Source organism: Streptomyces sp. NPDC031274 (genome assembly GCF_055570235.1).
The window spans coordinates 59,980-79,611 of the sequence record NZ_JBVIHP010000038.1 but is presented as its reverse complement, the minus strand read 5'-3'; the positions used below and the strand labels follow the sequence as shown (position 1 = coordinate 79,611).

Here is a 19,632-nt window from a genome sequence, read left to right as displayed (position 1 = left end):
CCCCCCCCCCCCCCCCGCCCCCCCCCCCCCCCCCCCCCCCCCCCCCCCCCCCCCCCCCCCCCCCCCCCCCCCCCCCCCCCCCCCCCCCCCCCCCCGCGGCCCGCACCACGACGGGCCAGGGCGGTTCGGCAAGCGAGAGCGAAGGAGAGTCATGACCACGCGGTTCGACCAAGGCTCATGGGCCGAAGCCGGAATCCAGACCGTGCAGCCCGGCGTGCACCGTGTCCCCCTGCCGCTGCCCAACGACGGCCTGCACGCCGTCAACGTCTATCTGCTGGAGGACCTGGCGGACGACGACGGCATCGTCATGATCGACGGCGGCTGGGCGATCCCCGAGGCGCGCAAGGCGCTGGAGGAGGCGCTGGCGGCCATCGGCCGAGATCTCGGCAGCATCAGCCACATCCTGGTCACCCACATCCACGGCGACCACTACACGAACGCCGTGGAGCTGCGCCGACTCCTTGGCTCGCGCGTGTACCTGGGGGCGGGCGAACAGCCGGGCATGGAGAGGCTCCACCGGCTGCGCAGCGACGTACCGGCAAGCTCGCTGGAGACCCTGCGCCGGGCGGGTGCGGGCGAACTGGCCGACCACGTCGAGCGGATGGACCACGGCGGCTACGACCCGCGTGTGTGGGAGGCGCCCGACCAATGGCTCGGTGCTCAGGCCCTCCGGTTCGGCGACCGTGAGCTGCGCGTCGTGCCAACTCCCGGACACACCAAGGGGCATGTGGTCTTCCTCGACGAACAGCGCGGGCTGCTGTTCTCCGGGGACCATGTCCTTCCGCACATCACCCCGTCCATCGGCTTCGAGCTGGCCGAGTCCGGTGGCCGCCCGCTCGCCGACTACCTGGACTCGCTGCGGCTGATGACCGAGTACGCCGACACACGTCTGCTGCCCGCGCACGGTCCGGTGTCCGACAGCTCGCACACCCGGGTCGCCGAGCTGCTCACGCACCACGACAACCGCCTTGCCCAGTGTCTGAAGGCGCTGGGGGCGGGCACGCTGGACGCCCACGCGGTGGCGCGCGAACTGGGTTGGACGCGCCGGGAGGTGCCGTTCGGCGAGCTCGGTGCGTTCAACCAGATGCTCGCGGTCAACGAGACGGCGGCGCACCTCGACGTCCTCGTGCTGCGCGGGCGGGTCACCGTGGCGCACGACAGGGGTGGGGTGGACCGGTACACGCGCGTGCGGTGACGCCTGCGAGCCGCGTGTGCGGGGCGTCGAGGGCGGGCGGTGCCAGGGTGGCAGCCTTGCCCCCTGCCCGCGTCAGGCCTGCGCCGTGGGACGGATGACGATCTCGCTGATGTCGACGCCATCGGGCTGCTCGATCGCATAACCGATGGCGGAGGCGACGGCGGAGGGCGGCATGGCGATCTCGTCGCGCTGCCGGGCCAGCGCCGCCGCTGCGTCGGGGTTCCCTCCCTTGCCCACGCCCTCCGTGTTGGTGAAGCCCGGCGAGACGAGGGTGACGCGTACGTCGGGTCCTGACTCCTGTCGCAGCCCTTCGGTCAGGACCTTCACCGCCGTCTTGGTGGCCGCGTAGACGGCCTGGGGGGACTTCACGAGATAGGCCGCGGTGGAGGCGACATTGACGAATTGCCCGGAGCGCTGCTGCCGGAAGACGGGCAGCGCCGCCCCGATGCCGTTCAGCAGGCCCGTGATGTGGGTGGCGACCATGGAGTCCCAGTCGTCCTGGCACAAATCGTCGAACGGCGAGACCGCCATGGTGCCGGCATTGGAGACCAGGACATCGAGCCGCCCGAAGCGGTCGACCGCCGCATCGGTCAGGTGCTTGAGGTCTTCGCGGCGCGTGACATCGACGACGACCGCGATGGCCGAGCCGCCCTGAGCCGTGATGCGATCCACCACCGCGTTCAGGCGGTCCTCCCGCCGGGCTCCGAGCACCAGGTGGGCTCCTTTTTCGGCGAGGTGGATCGCCGTGGCCTCGCCGATGCCGCTGCTGGCGCCCGTGAGCGCGATGACCTTGCCCTTGATTCCTGACATGACCAGTCCTTTCGGAAGGTGTGAGGGGCGTGCGCAGGTCAGTACGCTGACCTACAGTGAAACTGGGGAAGCCCCCACTTAATGCAGTGCAGGTTAAACGGGGGCGCCTCCGTTTAGCAAGCCGGAGAGTCCGAGAAGGGATGACGAGCGCTGATGGCCGAGGGAACGGAACGACCGTTGAGGGCTGACGCACGGCGTAACCGGGAGAAGATCCTCAAGGCCGCGGTGCGCGTGTTCGCGGGGGAGGGGCTTGACGCCCACTTGGAGCGCATCGCCAAGGAGGCGGGGGTGGGCAGCGCCACGCTGTACCGCAACTTCCCCACCCGTGAGGCGCTGGTCGAGGCCGTCTACCGCAACGAGGTGGCCCAGCTGTGCGACGCGGCCCCCACCCTGCTGGCGACGGAGCCGCCTCTTGAGGCCCTACGCGCCTGGACGCGTCTCTTCTTGGACTACGTGACGGCCAAGTACGGCATGATCGACGCCCTGCGCGCCATCGCCGCGACGGGTGGCAACCCGTACGGTCACAGCCGGGAAATGATCCTGGCGGCCCTGAGCACGCTCATGGACGCGTGCGTGGCCGCCGGGGCGATCCGCACCGACATCAGCCCCGCCGATGTCAGTGCCGCTCTCGAAGGCATCGCCCTCGCCTCAGGGAGCCCCGAACAACGGCCGCAAGCGGAACGCCTGCTCGACCTCACCCTGGACGGCCTGAAGACCCGTTCTTGACAGCCGGCATGGAATCAGCGGGGCCAGGGGTGACCTGACATCATTGACGGCGCCTGACCGACGGCGCCTGACCATCCCCTGTTCCGAAGTGACGGCCGGTCCCGAATCAGCACGGGGCCGGCCGCCCCTCCATGGTGACGATCTAGACGATGCCCTGGGCCGACATGGCGTCCGCGACCCTCAGGAAGCCCGCGATGTTGGAGCCGAGAACATAGTCGTCCGGTGTCCCGCTGTACTCCTCGGCGGTCCGGCGGCACTCGGCATGTACGTTGCGCATGACGGTGGCGAGGCGGCTCTCCGTCTGCTCGAAGGGCCACTGGTCGCGCGCCGCGTTCTGCTGCATCTCAAGGGCCGATGTGGCGACTCCGCCCGCGTTGGCCGCCTTGCCCGGGCCGAACAGCACCCCGGCCTCGTGGAACAGTTGGACCGCTTCGGGCGTGCACGGCATGTTCGCGCCCTCGGCGACGGCGAGCACCCCGTTCTTCACCAGCGCGACGGCGTCCTCGCGGCCCAACTCGTTCTGGGTCGCGCACGGCAGGGCGATGTCGCAGCGAAGGTCGTACACGGTGCCCCGGGCCGAGAAGCGTGCGGTCGGCTTCGCCTCGGCGTAGGTGGAGAGGCGGGCGCGACGCACCTCCTTGATCTCCTTGAGGAGTTCCAGGTCGATGCCGTCCTCATCGACGACGTATCCCGAGGAGTCGGAGCAGGCCACGACGCGCCCGCCCAGCGCGTGCACCTTCTCGATGGCGTAGACGGCGACGTTCCCGGAGCCGGAGACCACCACACGGCGCCCGTCGAAGTCGTGGCCGCGGGTGGCGAGCATCTCCTGGGCGAAGTAGACCGTGCCGTAGCCGGTGGCCTCGGTGCGGGCGTGCGAACCGCCCCAGGCGACCGGCTTCCCGGTCAGGACGCCCGCCTCGAAGCGGTTGGTGATGCGCTTGTACTGGCCGAAGAGGTAGCCGATCTCGCGGGCGCCCACGCCGATGTCACCGGCCGGCACATCGGTCCGCTCGCCCACGTGGCGGTGGAGTTCGGTCATGAAGGACTGGCAGAACCGCATGACCTCGCCGTCGGAGCGCCCGCGGGGGTCGAAGTCCGCGCCGCCCTTGCCTCCGCCGATGGACATGCCGGTCAGTGCGTTCTTGAAGATCTGCTCGAACCCGAGGAACTTCACGATGCCGAGGTTGACGCTCGGGTGGAATCGCAGGCCGCCCTTGTACGGGCCGAGCGCGCTGCTGAACTCGATCCGGAAGCCGCGGTTGACCCGCACGTCACCCTGGTCATCGACCCACGGGACCCGGAAGGCCAACTGCCGTTCGGGCTCGCACAGTCGCTCGACGATCCCTGTCTCCACGTACTCCGGATGCCGTTCAAGGGCCGGCGCGAGGGAGGAGAGGACCTCGGTGACCGCCTGATGGAACTCGGCCTCCCCGGGGTCGCGGCGGCGGACCTGCGCGTGGACGGCCTCGATGTGCGCGCTGACATTCATGGACGCTTCTCGCCTTCTCTGTTTCGTCGAGCCGTTGTGTTGCGGGTCAGATCGCGTGGCGTGCTGGTCGTCGTAGGCCACGAAGACACTGGACGGCTCGCAGTTCAGCACGGATGCGGCGACGGGTGCGCCGGTGAGGCGTGTGAAGTCGCACACGGCACGGATCCGGCACAAAAACTGCGATTCGGTGGTGACTGTGATGGTGACCGGGACCGCCCGGCGAGGCCCGGACGTTCACGCCGTCACGGGCTCGCCTCGTCGAACCCGTACCGCAGCGGTTCGTCCTGCACGCGCAGGTCGCGCCGGTACACGTACAGCGCTTCGGCCCGCAGGCCGTCCGGCCCGGCCTCCTCCACGTCGCAGGGCCGGGTGACCTGCACCACCGGCGGTCTGTCCGTGACGTGCAGGCGCAGACCATGGGCGGGTCCGCCCTCGAGGACGGCGAGTTCTCGGACCGCCTGGCCGTGGCTGTCCGTGGACGTGGACATGGACATGGACGTAGATATGGACATGGGCATGGACGTGGACGTGGCTTTGAGCATTGCGCAATCCTTGAGTCGGTGTGATGTGGGGCGCGGTCAGGTGGTGCCGGGTTCAGGTGGTGCCGGGTTCAGGTGGTGACGGGCTCAAGTGGCGTCAGGATCGAAGACGGCGTGCGCGCGCCCGGATGCCGCCGTGGGCTTCGCCAGATCGACGGCGGGGCGCGGCGTGGCGCCGGTGCCACGGGCCGGTTCGGCGGTGGCGGCATCCCGCAGGGCGTCGGCGGTGGCGGCCAGTTCGCGTCGGGGATCGAGCGCGTCCCGGATGTCGGTGAGTTCGCGACCGAGGTCGCCTTCGCCGTTCAGTACGTGTTTGCGCACGAACGTCTTCGGGTGCAGATCCCGGGCATCGAAGTCCTGGAACTCCGGGCCGAGTTCGGAGCGGATCTCCGCCTGTGCGCTCTCGGAGAACTCGCGGATCTTACGCACCGTGCGCGCGGCGTTCTGCAGGAACTCCGGCAGCTTGTCCGGCCCGAACAGCAGCACGCCGATCACCGCGATCGTGATCAGCTCCATGGGCCCCACGTCCGCGAACATCCGGCACTCCTTGCCTGACGGTGTGACGTGCCATCGCCACTCATACTTTATCTATTGCGCAACCATGGAACCATTGCTGCTCCGGCGACGTTGTCCCGGGTAAGAGCACGCCGTGAACAACGGCTCGAACGATGGAGGTAATCGCAGTGGGAGTTTCCCTGGCCAAGGGCGGCAACGTGTCACTCAGCAAGGAGGCGCCGGGCTTGACCGCGGTGCTGATCGGCCTGGGCTGGGACGTGCGTACGACCACGGGTGCCGACCACGACCTCGACGCGTCCGCCCTGCTGTGCGACGGGTCCGGCAAGGTCGTATCGGACCGGCATTTCGTCTTCTACAACAACCTCACCAGCCCGGACGGCTCGGTCGAGCACACCGGCGACAACCTCACCGGGGAGGGCGAGGGCGACGACGAGAGCGTCAAGGTGAACCTCGCTGCTGTGCCTGCCGAGGTCGACAAGATCGTCTTCCCGGTGTCGATTCACGACGCCGAATCGCGAGGGCAGAGCTTCGGGCAGGTCAGCAATGCGTTCATCCGCGTCGTGAACCAGACGGGTGGCGCTGAGATCGCTCGCTACGACCTGTCGGAGGACGCCTCCACCGAGACCGCGATGGTCTTCGGTGAGCTGTACCGCCACGGGGGAGAGTGGAAGTTCCGTGCCGTCGGTCAGGGCTACGCGTCGGGGCTCGCGGGCATCGCGTCCGACTTCGGCGTGAACGTCTGACCCACCCCTGCCCCCCCCTGACCCACCCCCCTGACTCACCCCCCTGGATCCATCCCTGGCCCGTCGCCCGGCCGCCCCGACGCCTCCTCGCGTGAGCGGACCGGGCGGCGGGCCACCTGACCATCCGTGCCTCGCGCGACCGTACCCACCAAGGAGAAGACCCCCGCATGTCCGTGAACCTGGCCAAGGGCCAGCAGATCAGCCTGAGCAAGTCCGAGGGTCCCGCCCTCACCGTCGTCCGCATGGGCCTTGGCTGGCAGGCCGCGCCCCGCAAGGGGTTCTTCGCCAAGCTGACCGGCTCCCGGGAGATCGATCTCGACGCGTCGGCCGTGCTCTTCGCCGGGCAGAGCTACGCTGACGTCGTCTTCTTCCGTCACCTGGTCAGCAACGACGGCTCGGTGCGGCACAGCGGCGACAACCTGGTCGGCGGCAGTGGTGAGGGCGACGACGAATCCATCGCCGTGGACCTTCAGCACGTTCCCCCGCAGGTGGACCAGATCGTCTTCACCGTGAACTCCTTCACGGGCCAGACCTTCGCCGAGGTGAGCAGCGCCTACTGCCGTCTGCTCGACGAGGCGACGGGCCAGGAGCTTGCCCGCTATACGCTCGCCGGTGGTGGCAGTCACACCGCGCAGATCATGGCGAAGGTCCAACGGGTCGACGGCGGCTGGCGGTTGACGGCCATCGGCGAGCCCGCGACCGGTCGCACCTTCCAGGACCTGATGCCCGCGATCGGCCGCCACTTGTGAGACTCGGCATGTGATGCCCTGATCCACCGGGTGGCATTGGCGGTCGGTGCCTTGTCCCTGACGGTCGGTGCCGTGATGGTCACGGTGTTCGTGGTGCTGCTGCTCCAGGGGAAGGGTGACGGCGATGGCCCTGCTGATCGCCGTCACCAACCGGCTCCCCGATCACGTGTGGGAACAGATCGGCTGGCAGGGCCGGGAATGCCTGGGCGACGCGGCCCACACCTTCGTCTACGCGGCTCCAACTCTTCCTCCCTGATGTGCGGTTCACCGTCGAGCACGCCTGGCGGGGTGTCATCGGTGTGACCCGTTCCTGGTGCGCGGGGCGGTGTACCTGCCACGCGGGACTTGAGAACTGACCCTCGTCATCGGGTGTGGTGGTTCGGCGACAGGATGTCGTGGGCCCTGTGCCCCAGTACGAGATCGTCGTCGCGGTCGATCCATTGGCGGCGCAGGACGGACAACGCGATCAAGGTGTTGACGCCGTTGAGGCCGGGGAGCGCGCCGAGGTCGTCGGTGACGAACCTGGACAGGTGGTCCTCGTCGGCGAAGACGCCGTGGTGGAGGATCGAGGCAGGACCTGCGGTCATGACGGTGAACCGCGCGCAGGAGTGCTCACCGAGTGCGGTCAGGACGGCGGGGATGTGCCGCGGCTGGACGTCGAGGGTGAACAGCGCGGTGATCGGGAACCCCAGAACGGCCGGTTCGATCTCCACCCGAGGGCGGACGGCGCCTGATTCCAGGAGCGACTGGATCGTCCGGTAGGCGGTGGATCGGCTGACGTCGAGTTCACGGGCGACCTGCGCCGCGGAGATCCGGCTGTCCTCGACCAGCAGTTGGAGCGTCCGGAACTCGATCTCGTTGAGGGGCCCGATGTTGGTGAGGGCCGCATCGGGGAGGGTGTCGGCCTGCTGGCGCAGCTCCTCCGTCTGTCGTGCGGTGAGCCGGTCGAGCCGCCAGGTGAACGCCTCGCGGGCTGAGCGCAGGACCAGGTGCGACTGGATGGACGCGATGCCGGGGATCTCGGGCAGTGTCCGGGTCAGCAGGCGGCGCGTGTCCGTGCCGGGCAGGGGATAGAGAGTGCAGTAGATGTCCGAGTCGCCGGTGGTGGTGATGAGCGACTGGGCCTGCGGCACCTGCTGAATGGCCGTCGCCACGTCGACCGTGGCACCCGGCCGGCACTTGATCCACACCACGTAGGGATTGCCGGTGGTGAGGAGTGACCAGTGCACGGTGCCGATGAAGCGCAGGAGCCCGAGCTGCTGCAGCCGCTGGATGCGCCGCCCCGCCGTGCTGGCCGAGGTGCCCAGGATGTCGGCGATCGTATTCAGCGGCGCCCGGGGTGCGATCTGCAGCGCAGCCACCAGATCGAGGTCAGCGTCGTCGAGCCCATGCTCCATCTCTTGCATGCACACAGCCTACACAGAGCGATTCTGTCGTTAGATATCTGATGCTTGACACAAAGAAGCGCCGCGCTGTCTTATGGCGAGTCATAACGCCACTGAACAGCAGCGGGAGGCTCTCATGACCGAGGTGACGACGAAACGACGGCGGTCACCGACGACGGTGATCCTTCGCGTGCTGGACTTCGTGGACCGGGCGGGCAACAAACTGCCGCACCCGTTCTGGCTGTTCGTGATCCTGAGTGGGCTGATCGTGGTGGCGAGCTGGCTGCTCGCCACGCTCGATGTCTCGGTGGTCTCACCCGCCGACGGCAAGGTCATCGGGGTCAAGAGCATCGTGTCCGACGCCGGAGTGGAGATGGTCCTCGGCGACCTGATCACGAACTTCGTGAACTTCCCGCCCCTTGGACTGATCGTCGTGGTCATGCTCGGCGTCGCGATCGCGGACGGCACGGGTCTGCTCCCCGCACTGATGCGCGCCGCGCTCGCCCGGGTCCCGGCCAAAATGGTGACCTTCGCCGTGGCGCTGACCAGCATGTTCTCCCACGTGGCGGGAGACGCCGCGTTCGTGGTGATGATCCCGCTCGGCATGATCGCGTTCCGCGCGGTGGGCCGCAGCCCGATCATCGGCGCGGTCGTGTCGTACGTGGCCGTGGGCGGCGCGAGCAGCGTCAGCCCGGTGATCGAAGGATCCGACGCGATCTTCGCAGGCCTGACCACGTCGGCGGCGCACACCATCGACCCGTCCTACTCGGTCACCCCGGTGTCGAACTGGTACTTCTCCGCGGCGTCCTGTCTGTTGCTCGCGGTCGTGATCACGTTCGTCACCGAAGCCGTCGTCGCGCGCCGGGTCGCCGCGATGAACGCCGCCGAGCCGGAACTGACCGACGTCGACGAGCTGCCCGACATGACCCTGTCCGACGACGAGCGCAAGGGCGTACGCCGGTCGATCGCCGCCGGAGCGCTGTACGTGGCCGCGGTGATCCTCGCGATGGTGCCCACCGGCTCGCCCCTGCGCGGCGAGGGCGGCTCCATCGTGGAATCGCCGCTGCTCGACAACGTCGCCGTGGTGCTCATGGTGTTCTTCATGATCATCGGCACCGTCTACGGACTGACCGTGCGCACCATCACCGCCGCGCAGGACATCCCGGACCTGATGGGACGAGGCCTGCGCGAACTGGTCCCGGTCCTCGTGCTGTTCTTCGCGGTCTCGCAGTTCCTCGGCTACTTCAAGTGGACCAACATCGGGCAGGTCATCGCGATCTCCGGCGCCAAGGTGCTCGACTCGCTCGGCGCGCAACCCGTGGTGATCTTCGTCGGCGCGGTGCTGCTCGTCAGTCTGCTCAACCTGTTCCTCACCAGCGGCTCGGCGATGTGGTCGCTTGTCGCACCGGTCCTGGTGCCGATGCTGATGCTCCTGAGCATCCGGCCGGAGACCACCCAGGCGCTGTTCCGTATCGCCGACGCGCCCACCAACAGTCTCAGTCCGATGAGTCCCTACTTCGTCATCGCGCTGGGGTTCATCCGCCGCTACCGGCCGTCCGCGGGGATCGGCACGCTGATGTCCCTGGTCCTGCCGCTGGCCGTGGTCAACCTCGTCGTATGGCTTGCGATGTTCCTCGCCTGGTACGCGCTGGGCATACCGCTCGGCCCCGGCGTCCCCGTCCGATAGATCCCGTACCCCGCATCCGATGAATCCCTGACCCGCCCCCGCACGCACAGATTGGCGCACCCATTTTGTCCGCGAAGCCGCTCTCCACCTGGACCCGAACCCACCTCGACGACCTGCTCGGCGATCTGTCGGCGCTCGTCGGCCTCGAATCGCCCAGCTCCGACAAGGCGTTGCTGGACACCACCGCCGCCTCGATCAGGTCATGGGTGGAGGACCGTCTCGGCCCGCCGGCCGAGTGGATCCGCCACGAGCAGGCGGAGCACGGCGACGTCCTGACGGCGACCTACCCCGGAACTCCGGGGAAGCCGGTGCTCCTGATCTGCCACTACGACACGGTGTGGCCGGCGGGCACGCTGGCCGAGTGGCCCTTCACCGTGGACAACGGCATCGCCAGGGGTCCGGGTGTCTACGACATGAAGGCCGGGCTCGTCAACGGAGTCTGGGCGCTGCGGGCCCTGCGCGACCTCGGGCTGCCCCACCCGACGGTGACGTTCGTGTTCACCGGTGACGAGGAGCTCGGCAGCCCGAAGTCGCGACCCTTCATCGAGGACGCGGCGCGCGACTGCGCGGCGGCGCTGGTGCTCGAACCCGGAATCGGCTGGGACGTCAAGACCGAACGCAAGGGCGTGGGTACTTTCAGTATCACCACCACCGGCATCGAGTCCCACGCCGGCAACGATCCCGCGGGCGGCGCCAGCGCGGTCCACGCCCTCGCCGAGCTGGTCACCCGACTCGCCGCGGCTCAGGACCCCGACGCCGGGACCACGATCAACATCGGTACCTTCGACGGCGGTACGGCCCGTAACGTCGTCGCGGGCCGCGCGCACTGCCTCGTAGATGTCCGCATCACCCGGCAGGACGAAGCAGACCGCGTCGACGAGGTCTTTGCCTCGCTGCGGCCAAGCGATCCGCGCGTCGACGTGCGGATCGGCGGGGAGTGGAACCGCCCCCCGATGCGCCTGACCCCGGCGAGCGAGGCCCTGTTCGGTCTGGCCGACGAGGTCGCCACCGAGCTGCGCGGGCCCCTGGAGCCGATCAGCGTCGGCGGCGGCAGCGACGCGAACTTCATCGCGGCGCTCGGCGTGCCGGTCCTCGACGGTCTCGGCTGCAGCGGCGCGGGACCCCACGCCCGCCACGAGCATGTGATCGTCGACGACATCCCGGACCGGGTCGCGCTCGTGGCGGGTCTCCTGAACCGGATGGCCGCCGTGACCGTTTGACGTCTGCTCGTGTCCACGTGGCCCGGAGCCCTCACTCTCGCGGAGTGAGGGCTCCGGGCCGTCCGGTCTGCGGATACTGACGACAGGGGCAGGCGCGCACACGGCCGATCAGGTGTAGCCGCACGCGTGCCGCCCCGGCCCTACCTGGTTCGGTATGCCCGGAGGAAGGTCCGCACTCCCTCGACGATGAGTGGGCGGACGCGGGCGTCCTCCGTGGCATTCGCGGAGCCGAGCCTGTCCAGCGCGACGCCGAAGGTCAGCGCGATGAACTGGTCGGCCGCCAGGCGGGGGTCGGGGACCTCGAGCAGCCCGGCCGCGGCGAAGGCGGCGAACCGCTCGGCGATCGCCTCGTCGGGGGTGTCGGCCATGGGGTTGTAGCCCGGGCGCGGCAGGTTGCCGGATTCCGCCCGGACCAGTCGTTGCAGTGTCACGTACTCCGCCGAGCCCAGCATGTCGGTCGCGATGCGCATCGAGAACGTGATGAGGGCGTCCTCCAGTTCGGCGTCCTCGATGGGGCCGGTGAGGGTGTCGTCGAGGGTGTGTCGGATCGTGGTGATCATTGACTGGCCGACGGCGTCGACGACTGCTTGCAGCAGCGTCTGCTTGTCGCCGAAGTAGTCGTAGACCGTCCGCTTGGACACCTCGGCCCGGGCGGCGACCGCGTCGACGCTGGAGCGGTCGAAGCCGTCGGCGAGGAACAGTTCCCGGGCCGCCGAGAGGATGGCGGCCCGCTTCCGCGCGGATCCCTCGCGCAGTGTCTTCGTGGTCGGCATGGGCCCATCTTAGCTTCCCCTCCACCTACACTGCACGGTGTAGTGTAATAATCGAATCGGCGCGCACCACACTCCCGCACCCACTCCGCCCTGCGGAGCGGTGCGTGCGCCAACTCGGTCACGGGGTCGGTGAGTTGGCTCCGCGCGCCAGGTGCGAACGGTCGCCCCTCACGCACCCGGCAATGACGGAAGGACGTCCATGACCGCAACTCTGGCTCCCCCGGTCCGCATCGGTAAGGCCGCCGTCTGGGCCCTCGGCATGCTGGCACTCGCCACCGGTGCCTTGGAGTCGGTGGTGACGCCGACGCTCCCGCTCCTGCAACGCGAGCTGGACATGAGTCCGGCCGAAGGGGCGTTGCTCAGCATCGTGCTCCTCATCACCGGTGCGTTGGTCACGCCGGTCGCAGGCAAGTTCGGCGATCGCTACGGCGGAAAACGAGTCCTGATCCGGCTGATGGCGGTGGTCTGTGCCGGTGGTCTGGTCTCCGCCCTCGCGCCGAACCTGCCGGTCCTGCTGCTCGGTCAGGTCCTGCAGGGAGCGATGGTGGGCGCGCTGCCCCTGTCGTTCATCCTGGTCCGCAAACACCTCCCCGCGGGTGAGTCGAAGGTGGCCATCGGGACGGTCAGCGGGCTGTTCGTCGGGGGCGGGATGGCAGGAACGCTGTCGGCCGGGCCCGTGGCCGAAGGGCTCTCCCGGCACTGGATGTTCGCGCTGCCGACGATCGCGGTCATCGGGGCCACGATCCTGGTGAACCGGCTGATGCCGCATGATCCGCCCGGCCGGTCGGACGGCGCCGGAGTCGACTGGCCAGGCCTGGTTCTCTTGAGCGGGACGCTGGTCACGCTCATGCTCGTGCTCGCCCTCGCACCCGACATCGCCTCGCGGCCACTCGTGCTCGGTGCCCTCATCCTGGTCCTTGCCGCCCTCGTGACCGGATGGACGGCCGTCGAGCGTCGTGCGGCGTCGCCGATGGTCGATCTGCGCATGCTGGCACGGCCCGCGGTGTGGAAGTCGTGTGTGCTGACCTTCGTGATCTGCGTCGGTACCTCGGTGCCGGTCTATCTCGTCCCGCAGCTCTTCGCGGTTCCCGCCGACGAGTACGGCTTCGGGGCCAGTGCCACCGAGATCGGCTTCTTCCTGCTGCCCGGCGCCGTGGCCGCGTCCCTCGCCGGGCCGATCGGTGGGATCGGGGCACGCCGTTTCGGCTCGCGTGCCGTGGTCACCGCCGGGATCGTCATCATGGTCGCCGCCTTGATGGCCCTGGCAGCCGTGCACACCGAGGTCTGGCACCTCGTCATCGGCAAGATGATGATCGCGCTCGCCAACGGGCTGTGCGTCACGGCGATGGTGACCAACACCGCCACATCCGTCGACCAAGGTGACACCGGCATCGCCACCAGCCTGGTCCTGGTGACTCGCGTGCTCGGCTTCGCCGTCGGTGTGCAGGTCAGTGGCGCGCTCCTCACCGCCACAACCCCCTCAGGCTCTGACGTCCCGGCCGAATCGGCCTTCGTCATCGGCTTCGTCATAGCCGGCGCCGTCACGGCGCTGTCCCTGCTTGTCGCCCGCACCATGAGTAAAGGAGTCAAGGAATGAGCCGCACCGATCTGTCGAGGGGCGCCCGCAGCATGCCTGGGCGCAAGGTCCTGATATCCGGGGCCAGCATCGCGGGGCCCGCCCTCGCTTTCTGGCTGAACCGCTACGGATTCGCGGTCACGGTGGTGGAGAAGGCGGGCGCGCTACGTGGCGGCGGTTACCCCATCGACGTGCGCGGCACCGCACTCGAAGTCGTCCGGAGGATGGGGATCCTGCCGCGACTGCGGGACGCGCACATCGACCTGCGTCGGCTGACCTTCCTCGACGGGGACGGCAGCGAGGTGGCCTCGGTCGACCCCCACACCCTCACCGGCGGTGTCGCGGGACAGGACCTCGAGATACGGCGCGGGGAGCTGACCGACGCGCTCTACACGGCGGTCCGTGACGACGTGGAGTTCCTGTTCGACGACTCCATCGACACCCTCGACCAGACCGGCAACGGGGTCGACGTCACCTTCCGCGGGGGCGGCAGGCGTACGTTCGACATGGTGTTCGGCGCGGACGGCCTGCACTCACGTACCCGCGCGTTCCTGTTCGGCCCCGAAGAGCGGTTCCACCGCTACCTCGGCTACTGCTTCGCCGGATTCACCCTGCGCAACACGTTCGGGCTCCGCGACGAGGTCATCATGTGGAACACCCCGGGCAGGGCCGCGGCACTCTACGCCGTCGGGGGCAACGGCGACGTGCACGGCTTCCTGAACTTCGCCCGACCGGAACCGCCGTTCGACGCGTTCCGCGATCCGGCGGCCCAACGGGACCTGGTCGCCGCGGTCTTCGCCGACGCGGGATGGGAAGTCCCGGGCATGCTTGCCGCCATGCGCGACGCGGATGACCTGTTCTTCGACGTGGTCAGCCAGATCCGCATGCCCCGCTGGTCCAGCGGCAGGGTCGCGCTGGTGGGCGACGCCGCGTACGCGCCCTCGTTCCTCACCGGACAAGGCTCGAGCCTCGCGCTCGTCGGCGCGTACATGCTCGCCGGTTCCCTGGCCGACCGGGACCATGCCGCGGGCTTCGCCGCCTACGAACACCACACCCGTGAGTTCGTGACCGTGAATCAGGAGCAGGTCGGCAAGGGCGATGCCGCTCTCTTCCCGACCACCGCTCGGGCCCTGGAGCGGCGCAACGCCATGCTGCGCAACCTCAGCACCATGCCCTCAACGGAGGGCCGACCGGCTCATTCGGCCCTCACCCTGCCCGAATTCCTGCCCGTGACGTGAGCCGCAGCAACGGCGGCGAGCAGTCGATCCACGTCTCAACCGGTCCACGGCGTCCCGTACTTGTCGGCCAGCGCACCCGCTTCCTCCGCTGTGAGCAGCCGCGTCGGCAACGTCCCCAAGGCGAGGACGAGTGCCGCTGTCTCCTCCAGCTCGATGGCCGAGTCGACGGCCGCCGTGACCGAGGTGCCGGACACCACCGGGCCGTGGTTCTGCAACAGGGCGGCACGGAAGGGGAAAGGCAACTGCTCCAGTTCCGCCGCCTGCCGGGCGTCTCCAGGGGGCGCGTAGGGAAGCAGGGGAGTCTGGCCCACACGCATCACGAAGTACGGAGTCAACGGGGGGAGTGCGCTGCGCTCCGACCAGGCGGGGCGGCAGGAGGCCGCCGTCGCGTGGCGGGAGTGCAGATGGACAACCGCCTGTGCGGCCGGGTCGCGCCGGTAGAAGGCGGTGTGCAGGGGGAACTCCTTGGACGGGCGGGGGCCGTCCCGATGGGTGCCGTCCAGGTCAAGGACGGTGAGGCCGTCGGCGTCGATCGCGGCGAGGTCCGTGCCGGTGGGGGTGATGAGGACCCGGGACCCCTCGCGGATGCTCAGGTTCCCGGAGGAGCCGGGGCTCAGGCCGAGGGACGCGAGGCGGGCGCCCGCGGCTGCGAGGTCGTGGCGGGCCGTGCTCATGCGAGTTCGTCCCATGCCGAGGTGAAGATGTCCGTGCCGCCGAAGTTGCCGGACTTCAGGGCCAGGTCGATGCCGTCGGCGCTCCCGCCCACGCCTGGTTGGGTGCGGGCCCAGGCGACGCCGGGGGCGATCTGTGCGCCGATGGCGAGGGTATGGGCATCGAGTGCGGTGACCACGGCGCCGGAGGTCTCCCCGCCCGCGACCAGGAGGCGGCGTGCACCGGCGCGGACGAGTCCGGTGGCGCAGTCGGCCAGGGCCTGTTCGATCAGGTGGGCGGCGGGCGCCTGGTCCTCGGGCGTGTCCTGTTCGAGGTCGTCCAGTGAGTCCACGGCATAGATGAGCGGCGGGCGTCCCGGGTCGCTCTGCCAGCACGCGCGGGCGAAGTCGACCAGTTCGGCGACGGCCGCCGCGGGGTCCGCGCGCAGCGCGGTGATGTCGAGCTTGCGGTACGGCAGGCGCTCCCGGGCGTGGGCGACCTGCGCGCGGGTGGCCGACGAGGCGCTGCCGGCCAGGACGGCGCCCACGTCGGTGGGCCGGGACGCCGCCGAGGCCCGCGCCGCTCCCTCGTGCGGGCCGATGAGGCCGAGGGCGAGCCCCGCCGCGCCCGTGACGAGACGCAGTTCCGAGGTGGCGGCGGAGATGGTGCGCAGGTCGTCGTCGCAGGTGGCGTCGATGACGGTGAGGGCGTCGGCGTACTCCGGGGCGGCGAGGCTCTCGCGCAGGGCGTCGGTGCCCTTCCGGACGGTGTCGAGGCCGATGCTCCGCACGGGGCGGCGGGTCTGCGGTGCGAGGAGCCGCCCGAGGTGGGAGTCGCGCATCGGCGTCAGGGGATGGTCGCGCATCGGGCTCTCGTCGAGCAGGTCGTCGTGGACGAAGAGCCGTGACCTGTAGACGGTGCGGCCGGTGGCAGGGAAGGCGGGGACGACGACGGTCGAGCGCTCGCCGAGGTCATCCAGGAGCGCGTCGGCCACGGGGCCGATGTTGCCCCGCGGAGTGGAGTCGAACGTCGAGCAGTACTTGAAGTAGAAGCGCTCGCAACCGGCCTCGCGGAGCGCGCGCAGGGCGTCCTGTGATGCCTCGACGGCCTCGGTGACCGGCGCGGTGCGGGACTTGAGCGCGACGACCACCGCGTCGGCCTGTCGCACCTCGCGGGCGGCGGGCCCGTCGTGGCGCAGAGCCTGCGGACCGATGGCCACCAAGGTCCTGAACCCGCGGGCGACGAGCATGGTGGCGAGATCGGTGGCTCCGGTGAAGTCGTCGGCGATGGCTCCGAGGAGCGGCATCGGACCTCCCTCTTTCTGCTGGTGCGGTACCGGTGCGTGAGTCTCCGGCACCCTGGGTTGTGAAAAAATGTTAACAAGCTTTACTCGTGTGAGCGTACCTGATACATGTTGTTAATTGGCGGACTGTTTCCAGCCACTCATGCGAGCCGCCACTGCGTATGAGCGCTCATCGAGGAGGGCCCATGAACCTGCACCACCTGTTCGCCGCCACCGAGGGCCGGACCGTGCACTACGCACTGTCCGGTGCCGGAGGCGGTTTCGCCCGGACGCTCCTCGCCCAGACCCCGCGTGGCACCGCGCTCCGGCCCGCGGTGCTCTGCGACCGCGACCTGCCGGGGCTGCGCGTGATGCTCGCCGAGCTCGGCTACGAGACGGCGCGCCTCGCCGACTGCGAGAGCGCCGCCGATGTGGCTCGCGCCGAGCGGGACGGACGTATCGCCCTGGTCGCCGACAGCACTCTGCTCGGCGCGGCGGCCTGGGACATCCTCGTGGAGGCGACCGGCAGCCCCGTGCACGGTCACGCGATGGCGAAGGCGGCGATCGAGGCCGGCCGGCACGTCGCGATGGTCAGCAAGGAAGTCGACTCGGTCGCCGGACTGTACCTGGCGGACCTGGCCGAACAGGCCGGTGTCGTCTACACCACCGCCGACGGCGACCAGCCCGCCAACCTCATCGGCCTGGTGACCTGGGCGCAGTTCATCGGCCTCGACATCGTGGCGATCGGCAAGTCCAGCGAGTACGACCTCGTGTTCGATCCGGAACACGGCACCGTCACCCAGCTCGACACCACCGTCGACGCGCCGGGTCTCGCGGAACTGCTCACTCTCGGCGACGACGTACCGGCCACGCTGGAAGCCCGTGCGCAGGCGGTGTCCGCGCTGCCCGTCGGTGCGACCGCCGACTACTGCGAGATGGCAGTGGTCGCCACCAACACCGGCTTCGAGCCCGACGTCGAGCGGCTGCACTACCCGGTCGCCCGGATCGCCGAACTCGCCGACGTCTACCGGCTGCGCGAGGACGGCGGAGTGCTTCACAGGCCCGGCGCGGTGGATGTCTTCAGCGCGCTGCGGCTGCCCGGCGAGGCGTCGTTCGCGGGCGGTGTCTTCGTCGTCGTGCGTACCGGTGACTCCGTGACCTGGGAGACGCTGCGCGGCAAGGGCCACGTCGTCAGCCAGGACGGCGGGTACGCGGCCGTCTATCTCCCGTACCACCTGATGGGAGTGGAGACCCCGCTCTCCCTCCTTTCGGCGGTGCTGCACCACCGCCCCTCCGGAGGCGTCGACCCGCGCGGACACGCCGCTCTCGCGGGCCGCGCACGCCAGGACCTGCCCGCGGGAACCCGCCTCGACATGGGCGGTCACCACCACGACGTGACCGGAGTGCAGGCGGTCCTGCTGCGCGCCGATGACACGCCCGACGACATCGCCCCGCTCTATCTGGCCGCGCACACCACCCTCGCGCGCCCCGTCGCAGCGGGCGAACTGATCCGCCTCGGCGACCTCGCCGACGCCGACGAAGCACTGAGCGAGGCCTGGACCGCGGGCCGCGCCGCCCGTCCGGCCGACCGCGCCACCCGTACCACCGCCACCGGGGCGGTCCGCTCGTGAGCACCGACGTCCAGCACCTGCTGCTCGGCGCCCTGGCCGTCGCCGTACTCGTCGTGCTGATCACCAAGTTCAAGCTGCACCCCTTCCTCGCCCTCGCGCTCTCCGCGCTCGGACTCGGACTCGCCGCGGGCATCGCACCGGGCGCCACCGTCGAGCACTTCCAAGAGGGCTTCGGCGACGCGCTCGCCAGCAGCGGACCGACCATCGGTCTGGGCACCCTGCTCGGCGGCATCCTGCTCGGGTCCGGCGGCGCCGACCGCATCGCGACCAAGTTCATCGGCGCGCGCCCCGTCAAGTGGATCCCCACCGCGATCACCGCGGCCGCCCTGATCATCGGCATGCCGCACCTCTTCGACGTCAGCTTCGTCATGCTCGTGCCGCTGGTCTACGCCGTCGCCAAGCGCACCGGGACCCATCTCCTCTACATCGGCCTGCCGCTGGCCGCGGGCCTGTACGTCTCGCACGGCCTGCTGCCGCCGCACCCCTCACCGACGCTCGCCGTCTCCGCGTACGAGGCGAACACGGGCCTGACCATCATGTACGGGCTCATCATCGGCATCCCGCTGGCCGTCATCACCGGGCCGCTCCTGACGAAGGTGGCAGCGCGGTGGTTCGGCCCCGCGCCCGACCTGGACCGCGGCCCTGTGCCCCAGCCGGACCCGGTGCCGGACAACCAGCGACGCCCCGTCTCCTTCACCCTGGCGCTCATCACGGTCCTGCTGCCGCCGGTGCTGATGCTCATCGGCACGCTCGGCACCGCCAACACCGCCAAGGGCACACTGCCGTACTACTTCTTCGAGGCCTGCGACTCCGCGGTGCTCTCCCTGCTCGCGGCCGTCATCTTCGCCTTCTTCGCCCTGGGGGTCCGCTCCGGGTTCGGGCTGACGCAGCTTCAGAAGATGGCGGGCAAGGGGCTCGGTCCGGTCGGCGCGATCGTGCTGATCCTCGGCGCGGGCGGCGGCCTCAAGGCGATGCTGACCGCCACCGGCATCGACCAGATCATCTCGGACTACGCGGTCGACTGGTCGGTCCCGCCGCTGCTGCTCGCCTGGCTGGTGGCCGCGCTGCTCCGGATCTGCCTGGGCTCGGCCACGGTGGCCACGGCGGCGGCGACCGGTATCGTCGCTCCGCTGCTCACCGCCTATCCAGGTGTCTCCCCGGAGCTGATGGTGCTCGCCACGGCCTCGGGCGCGGTGATGCTCTCGCACGTCAACGACTCCGGCTTCTGGCTGTTCAAGGAGTACTTCCAGCTGTCGGTGTCGCAGACGTTCCGCACCTGGACCCTGATGCTGTCCCTGCAGTCGCTGCTCAGCCTCGGCGGCGTCCTGCTGCTCAGCACGTTCGTCGGAGGCTGACGCGCCAGGGCCGTAAAAGAAGATCATCGGCTACCGTCGCGTACGGAAAGAGAAGACGAGGAGACAG

19 protein-coding genes are annotated in these 19,632 nt (G+C 69.6%); 11 read left to right on the top strand and 8 right to left on the bottom strand.

Annotated features, from left to right (window positions below):
- Positions 1-151: 151 nt before the first annotated feature.
- Positions 152-1,195: an MBL fold metallo-hydrolase gene (locus ACZ5CR_RS40230; protein ID WP_468867255.1), complete on the top strand. Its 1,044-nt coding sequence runs from the start codon at positions 152-154 to the stop codon at positions 1,193-1,195.
- Positions 1,196-1,267: 72 nt separating this feature from the next.
- On the opposite strand, the gene ACZ5CR_RS40225 is transcribed toward ACZ5CR_RS40230, so the two are convergent.
- On the bottom strand, positions 1,268-2,005 hold the full coding sequence (locus ACZ5CR_RS40225) for an SDR family oxidoreductase (protein WP_468867253.1): 738 nt from the start codon (positions 2,003-2,005) through the stop codon (positions 1,268-1,270).
- A gap of 153 nt (positions 2,006-2,158) precedes the next feature.
- On the opposite strand from ACZ5CR_RS40225, the gene ACZ5CR_RS40220 reads away from it, so the two are divergent.
- Complete coding sequence (locus tag ACZ5CR_RS40220; protein WP_468867251.1) at positions 2,159-2,731, top strand: TetR/AcrR family transcriptional regulator; 573 nt, start codon at positions 2,159-2,161, stop codon at positions 2,729-2,731.
- A gap of 142 nt (positions 2,732-2,873) precedes the next feature.
- Here the strand turns inward: ACZ5CR_RS40220 and gdhA are convergent, their stop codons facing one another.
- The 3 genes from gdhA to ACZ5CR_RS40205 all read right to left on the bottom strand — a co-directional run bounded on the left by gdhA (position 2,874) and on the right by ACZ5CR_RS40205 (position 5,296).
- Positions 2,874-4,220, bottom strand: coding sequence for an NADP-specific glutamate dehydrogenase (gene gdhA / locus ACZ5CR_RS40215; RefSeq protein WP_468867249.1), 1,347 nt, complete (start codon positions 4,218-4,220; stop codon positions 2,874-2,876).
- Between the two features lie 242 nt (positions 4,221-4,462).
- On the bottom strand, positions 4,463-4,762 hold the full coding sequence (locus ACZ5CR_RS40210; RefSeq protein ID WP_468867246.1) for a hypothetical protein: 300 nt from the start codon (positions 4,760-4,762) through the stop codon (positions 4,463-4,465).
- Between the two features lie 84 nt (positions 4,763-4,846).
- Complete coding sequence (locus ACZ5CR_RS40205) at positions 4,847-5,296, bottom strand: sec-independent translocase (RefSeq protein WP_468867244.1); 450 nt, start codon at positions 5,294-5,296, stop codon at positions 4,847-4,849.
- 146 nt (positions 5,297-5,442) lie between these two features.
- Here ACZ5CR_RS40205 and ACZ5CR_RS40200 point away from each other — a divergent pair, with 146 nt between their 5' ends.
- The 3 genes from ACZ5CR_RS40200 to ACZ5CR_RS40190 all read left to right on the top strand — a co-directional run bounded on the left by ACZ5CR_RS40200 (position 5,443) and on the right by ACZ5CR_RS40190 (position 7,023).
- Entirely contained in the window at positions 5,443-6,018 is a 576-nt protein-coding gene (locus tag ACZ5CR_RS40200; RefSeq protein WP_389911078.1) for a TerD family protein, read from the top strand.
- A 167-nt stretch (positions 6,019-6,185) separates the two neighbouring features.
- Positions 6,186-6,767 (top strand): TerD family protein, encoded by a 582-nt coding sequence (locus ACZ5CR_RS40195; RefSeq protein WP_468867241.1) that lies wholly within the window; start codon positions 6,186-6,188, stop codon positions 6,765-6,767.
- A 124-nt stretch (positions 6,768-6,891) separates the two neighbouring features.
- Complete coding sequence (locus ACZ5CR_RS40190) at positions 6,892-7,023, top strand: hypothetical protein (RefSeq protein WP_468867239.1); 132 nt, start codon at positions 6,892-6,894, stop codon at positions 7,021-7,023.
- Between the two features lie 106 nt (positions 7,024-7,129).
- On the opposite strand, the gene ACZ5CR_RS40185 is transcribed toward ACZ5CR_RS40190, so the two are convergent.
- Complete coding sequence (locus tag ACZ5CR_RS40185; RefSeq protein ID WP_468867235.1) at positions 7,130-8,173, bottom strand: Lrp/AsnC family transcriptional regulator; 1,044 nt, start codon at positions 8,171-8,173, stop codon at positions 7,130-7,132.
- Positions 8,174-8,288: 115 nt separating this feature from the next.
- On the opposite strand from ACZ5CR_RS40185, the gene ACZ5CR_RS40180 reads away from it, so the two are divergent.
- Together ACZ5CR_RS40180 and ACZ5CR_RS40175 are read left to right on the top strand one after the other, a co-directional pair.
- A complete protein-coding gene (locus ACZ5CR_RS40180; protein WP_468867232.1) occupies positions 8,289-9,839 on the top strand; it encodes an AbgT family transporter in 1,551 nt (516 codons plus the stop codon).
- A gap of 65 nt (positions 9,840-9,904) precedes the next feature.
- Positions 9,905-11,059, top strand: coding sequence for a M20 family metallopeptidase (locus ACZ5CR_RS40175; protein ID WP_468867230.1), 1,155 nt, complete (start codon positions 9,905-9,907; stop codon positions 11,057-11,059).
- A 140-nt stretch (positions 11,060-11,199) separates the two neighbouring features.
- Here ACZ5CR_RS40175 and ACZ5CR_RS40170 read toward each other — a convergent pair whose 3' ends face one another.
- Entirely contained in the window at positions 11,200-11,832 is a 633-nt protein-coding gene (locus ACZ5CR_RS40170) for a TetR/AcrR family transcriptional regulator (protein WP_468867227.1), read from the bottom strand.
- Between the two features lie 199 nt (positions 11,833-12,031).
- Between ACZ5CR_RS40170 and ACZ5CR_RS40165 the strand changes: the two genes are divergently transcribed.
- Positions 12,032-13,429, top strand: a complete 1,398-nt coding sequence (locus tag ACZ5CR_RS40165; protein ID WP_468867225.1) for an MFS transporter — start codon at positions 12,032-12,034, stop codon at positions 13,427-13,429.
- Positions 13,426-14,646, top strand: coding sequence for an FAD-dependent monooxygenase (locus tag ACZ5CR_RS40160; protein ID WP_468867222.1), 1,221 nt, complete (start codon positions 13,426-13,428; stop codon positions 14,644-14,646). Before ACZ5CR_RS40165 ends, ACZ5CR_RS40160 begins: the two co-directional genes overlap by 4 nt.
- Before the next feature lie 35 nt (positions 14,647-14,681).
- Here ACZ5CR_RS40160 and ACZ5CR_RS40155 read toward each other — a convergent pair whose 3' ends face one another.
- Positions 14,682-15,320 carry a class II aldolase/adducin family protein gene (locus ACZ5CR_RS40155; protein ID WP_468867220.1) on the bottom strand — a complete coding sequence of 213 codons (639 nt, stop codon included), beginning with the start codon at positions 15,318-15,320 and terminating at the stop codon, positions 14,682-14,684.
- Positions 15,317-16,603, bottom strand: coding sequence for a 3-oxo-tetronate kinase (otnK, locus tag ACZ5CR_RS40150; RefSeq protein WP_468867218.1), 1,287 nt, complete (start codon positions 16,601-16,603; stop codon positions 15,317-15,319). Before otnK ends, ACZ5CR_RS40155 begins: the two co-directional genes overlap by 4 nt.
- Positions 16,604-16,785: 182 nt before the next feature.
- Here otnK and ACZ5CR_RS40145 point away from each other — a divergent pair, with 182 nt between their 5' ends.
- Entirely contained in the window at positions 16,786-18,210 is a 1,425-nt protein-coding gene (locus ACZ5CR_RS40145; protein WP_468867216.1) for a homoserine dehydrogenase, read from the top strand.
- Positions 18,207-19,565 (top strand): GntT/GntP/DsdX family permease, encoded by a 1,359-nt coding sequence (locus ACZ5CR_RS40140; RefSeq protein WP_468867214.1) that lies wholly within the window; start codon positions 18,207-18,209, stop codon positions 19,563-19,565. Before ACZ5CR_RS40145 ends, ACZ5CR_RS40140 begins: the two co-directional genes overlap by 4 nt.
- Positions 19,566-19,632: the final 67 nt, after the last annotated feature.

What these genes read in the sequence shown, in the direction of transcription:
- ACZ5CR_RS40165 (WP_468867225.1), top strand. Translation starts at nt 12,032, where the DNA reads ATGACCGCAACTCTGGCTCCCCCGGTCCGCATCGGTAAGGCCGCCGTC.
- ACZ5CR_RS40205 (WP_468867244.1), bottom strand. Translation starts at nt 5,296, where the DNA reads ATGTTCGCGGACGTGGGGCCCATGGAGCTGATCACGATCGCGGTGATC.
- ACZ5CR_RS40210 (WP_468867246.1), bottom strand. Translation starts at nt 4,762, where the DNA reads ATGCTCAAAGCCACGTCCACGTCCATGCCCATGTCCATATCTACGTCC.
- ACZ5CR_RS40225 (WP_468867253.1), bottom strand. Translation starts at nt 2,005, where the DNA reads ATGTCAGGAATCAAGGGCAAGGTCATCGCGCTCACGGGCGCCAGCAGC.
- gdhA (WP_468867249.1), bottom strand. Translation starts at nt 4,220, where the DNA reads ATGAATGTCAGCGCGCACATCGAGGCCGTCCACGCGCAGGTCCGCCGC.
- ACZ5CR_RS40160 (WP_468867222.1), top strand. Translation starts at nt 13,426, where the DNA reads ATGAGCCGCACCGATCTGTCGAGGGGCGCCCGCAGCATGCCTGGGCGC.
- ACZ5CR_RS40230 (WP_468867255.1), top strand. Translation starts at nt 152, where the DNA reads ATGACCACGCGGTTCGACCAAGGCTCATGGGCCGAAGCCGGAATCCAG.
- ACZ5CR_RS40180 (WP_468867232.1), top strand. Translation starts at nt 8,289, where the DNA reads ATGACCGAGGTGACGACGAAACGACGGCGGTCACCGACGACGGTGATC.
- ACZ5CR_RS40170 (WP_468867227.1), bottom strand. Translation starts at nt 11,832, where the DNA reads ATGCCGACCACGAAGACACTGCGCGAGGGATCCGCGCGGAAGCGGGCC.
- otnK (WP_468867218.1), bottom strand. Translation starts at nt 16,603, where the DNA reads ATGCCGCTCCTCGGAGCCATCGCCGACGACTTCACCGGAGCCACCGAT.
- ACZ5CR_RS40185 (WP_468867235.1), bottom strand. Translation starts at nt 8,173, where the DNA reads ATGCAAGAGATGGAGCATGGGCTCGACGACGCTGACCTCGATCTGGTG.
- ACZ5CR_RS40155 (WP_468867220.1), bottom strand. Translation starts at nt 15,320, where the DNA reads ATGAGCACGGCCCGCCACGACCTCGCAGCCGCGGGCGCCCGCCTCGCG.
- ACZ5CR_RS40190 (WP_468867239.1), top strand. Translation starts at nt 6,892, where the DNA reads ATGGCCCTGCTGATCGCCGTCACCAACCGGCTCCCCGATCACGTGTGG.
- ACZ5CR_RS40195 (WP_468867241.1), top strand. Translation starts at nt 6,186, where the DNA reads ATGTCCGTGAACCTGGCCAAGGGCCAGCAGATCAGCCTGAGCAAGTCC.
- ACZ5CR_RS40220 (WP_468867251.1), top strand. Translation starts at nt 2,159, where the DNA reads ATGGCCGAGGGAACGGAACGACCGTTGAGGGCTGACGCACGGCGTAAC.
- ACZ5CR_RS40145 (WP_468867216.1), top strand. Translation starts at nt 16,786, where the DNA reads ATGAACCTGCACCACCTGTTCGCCGCCACCGAGGGCCGGACCGTGCAC.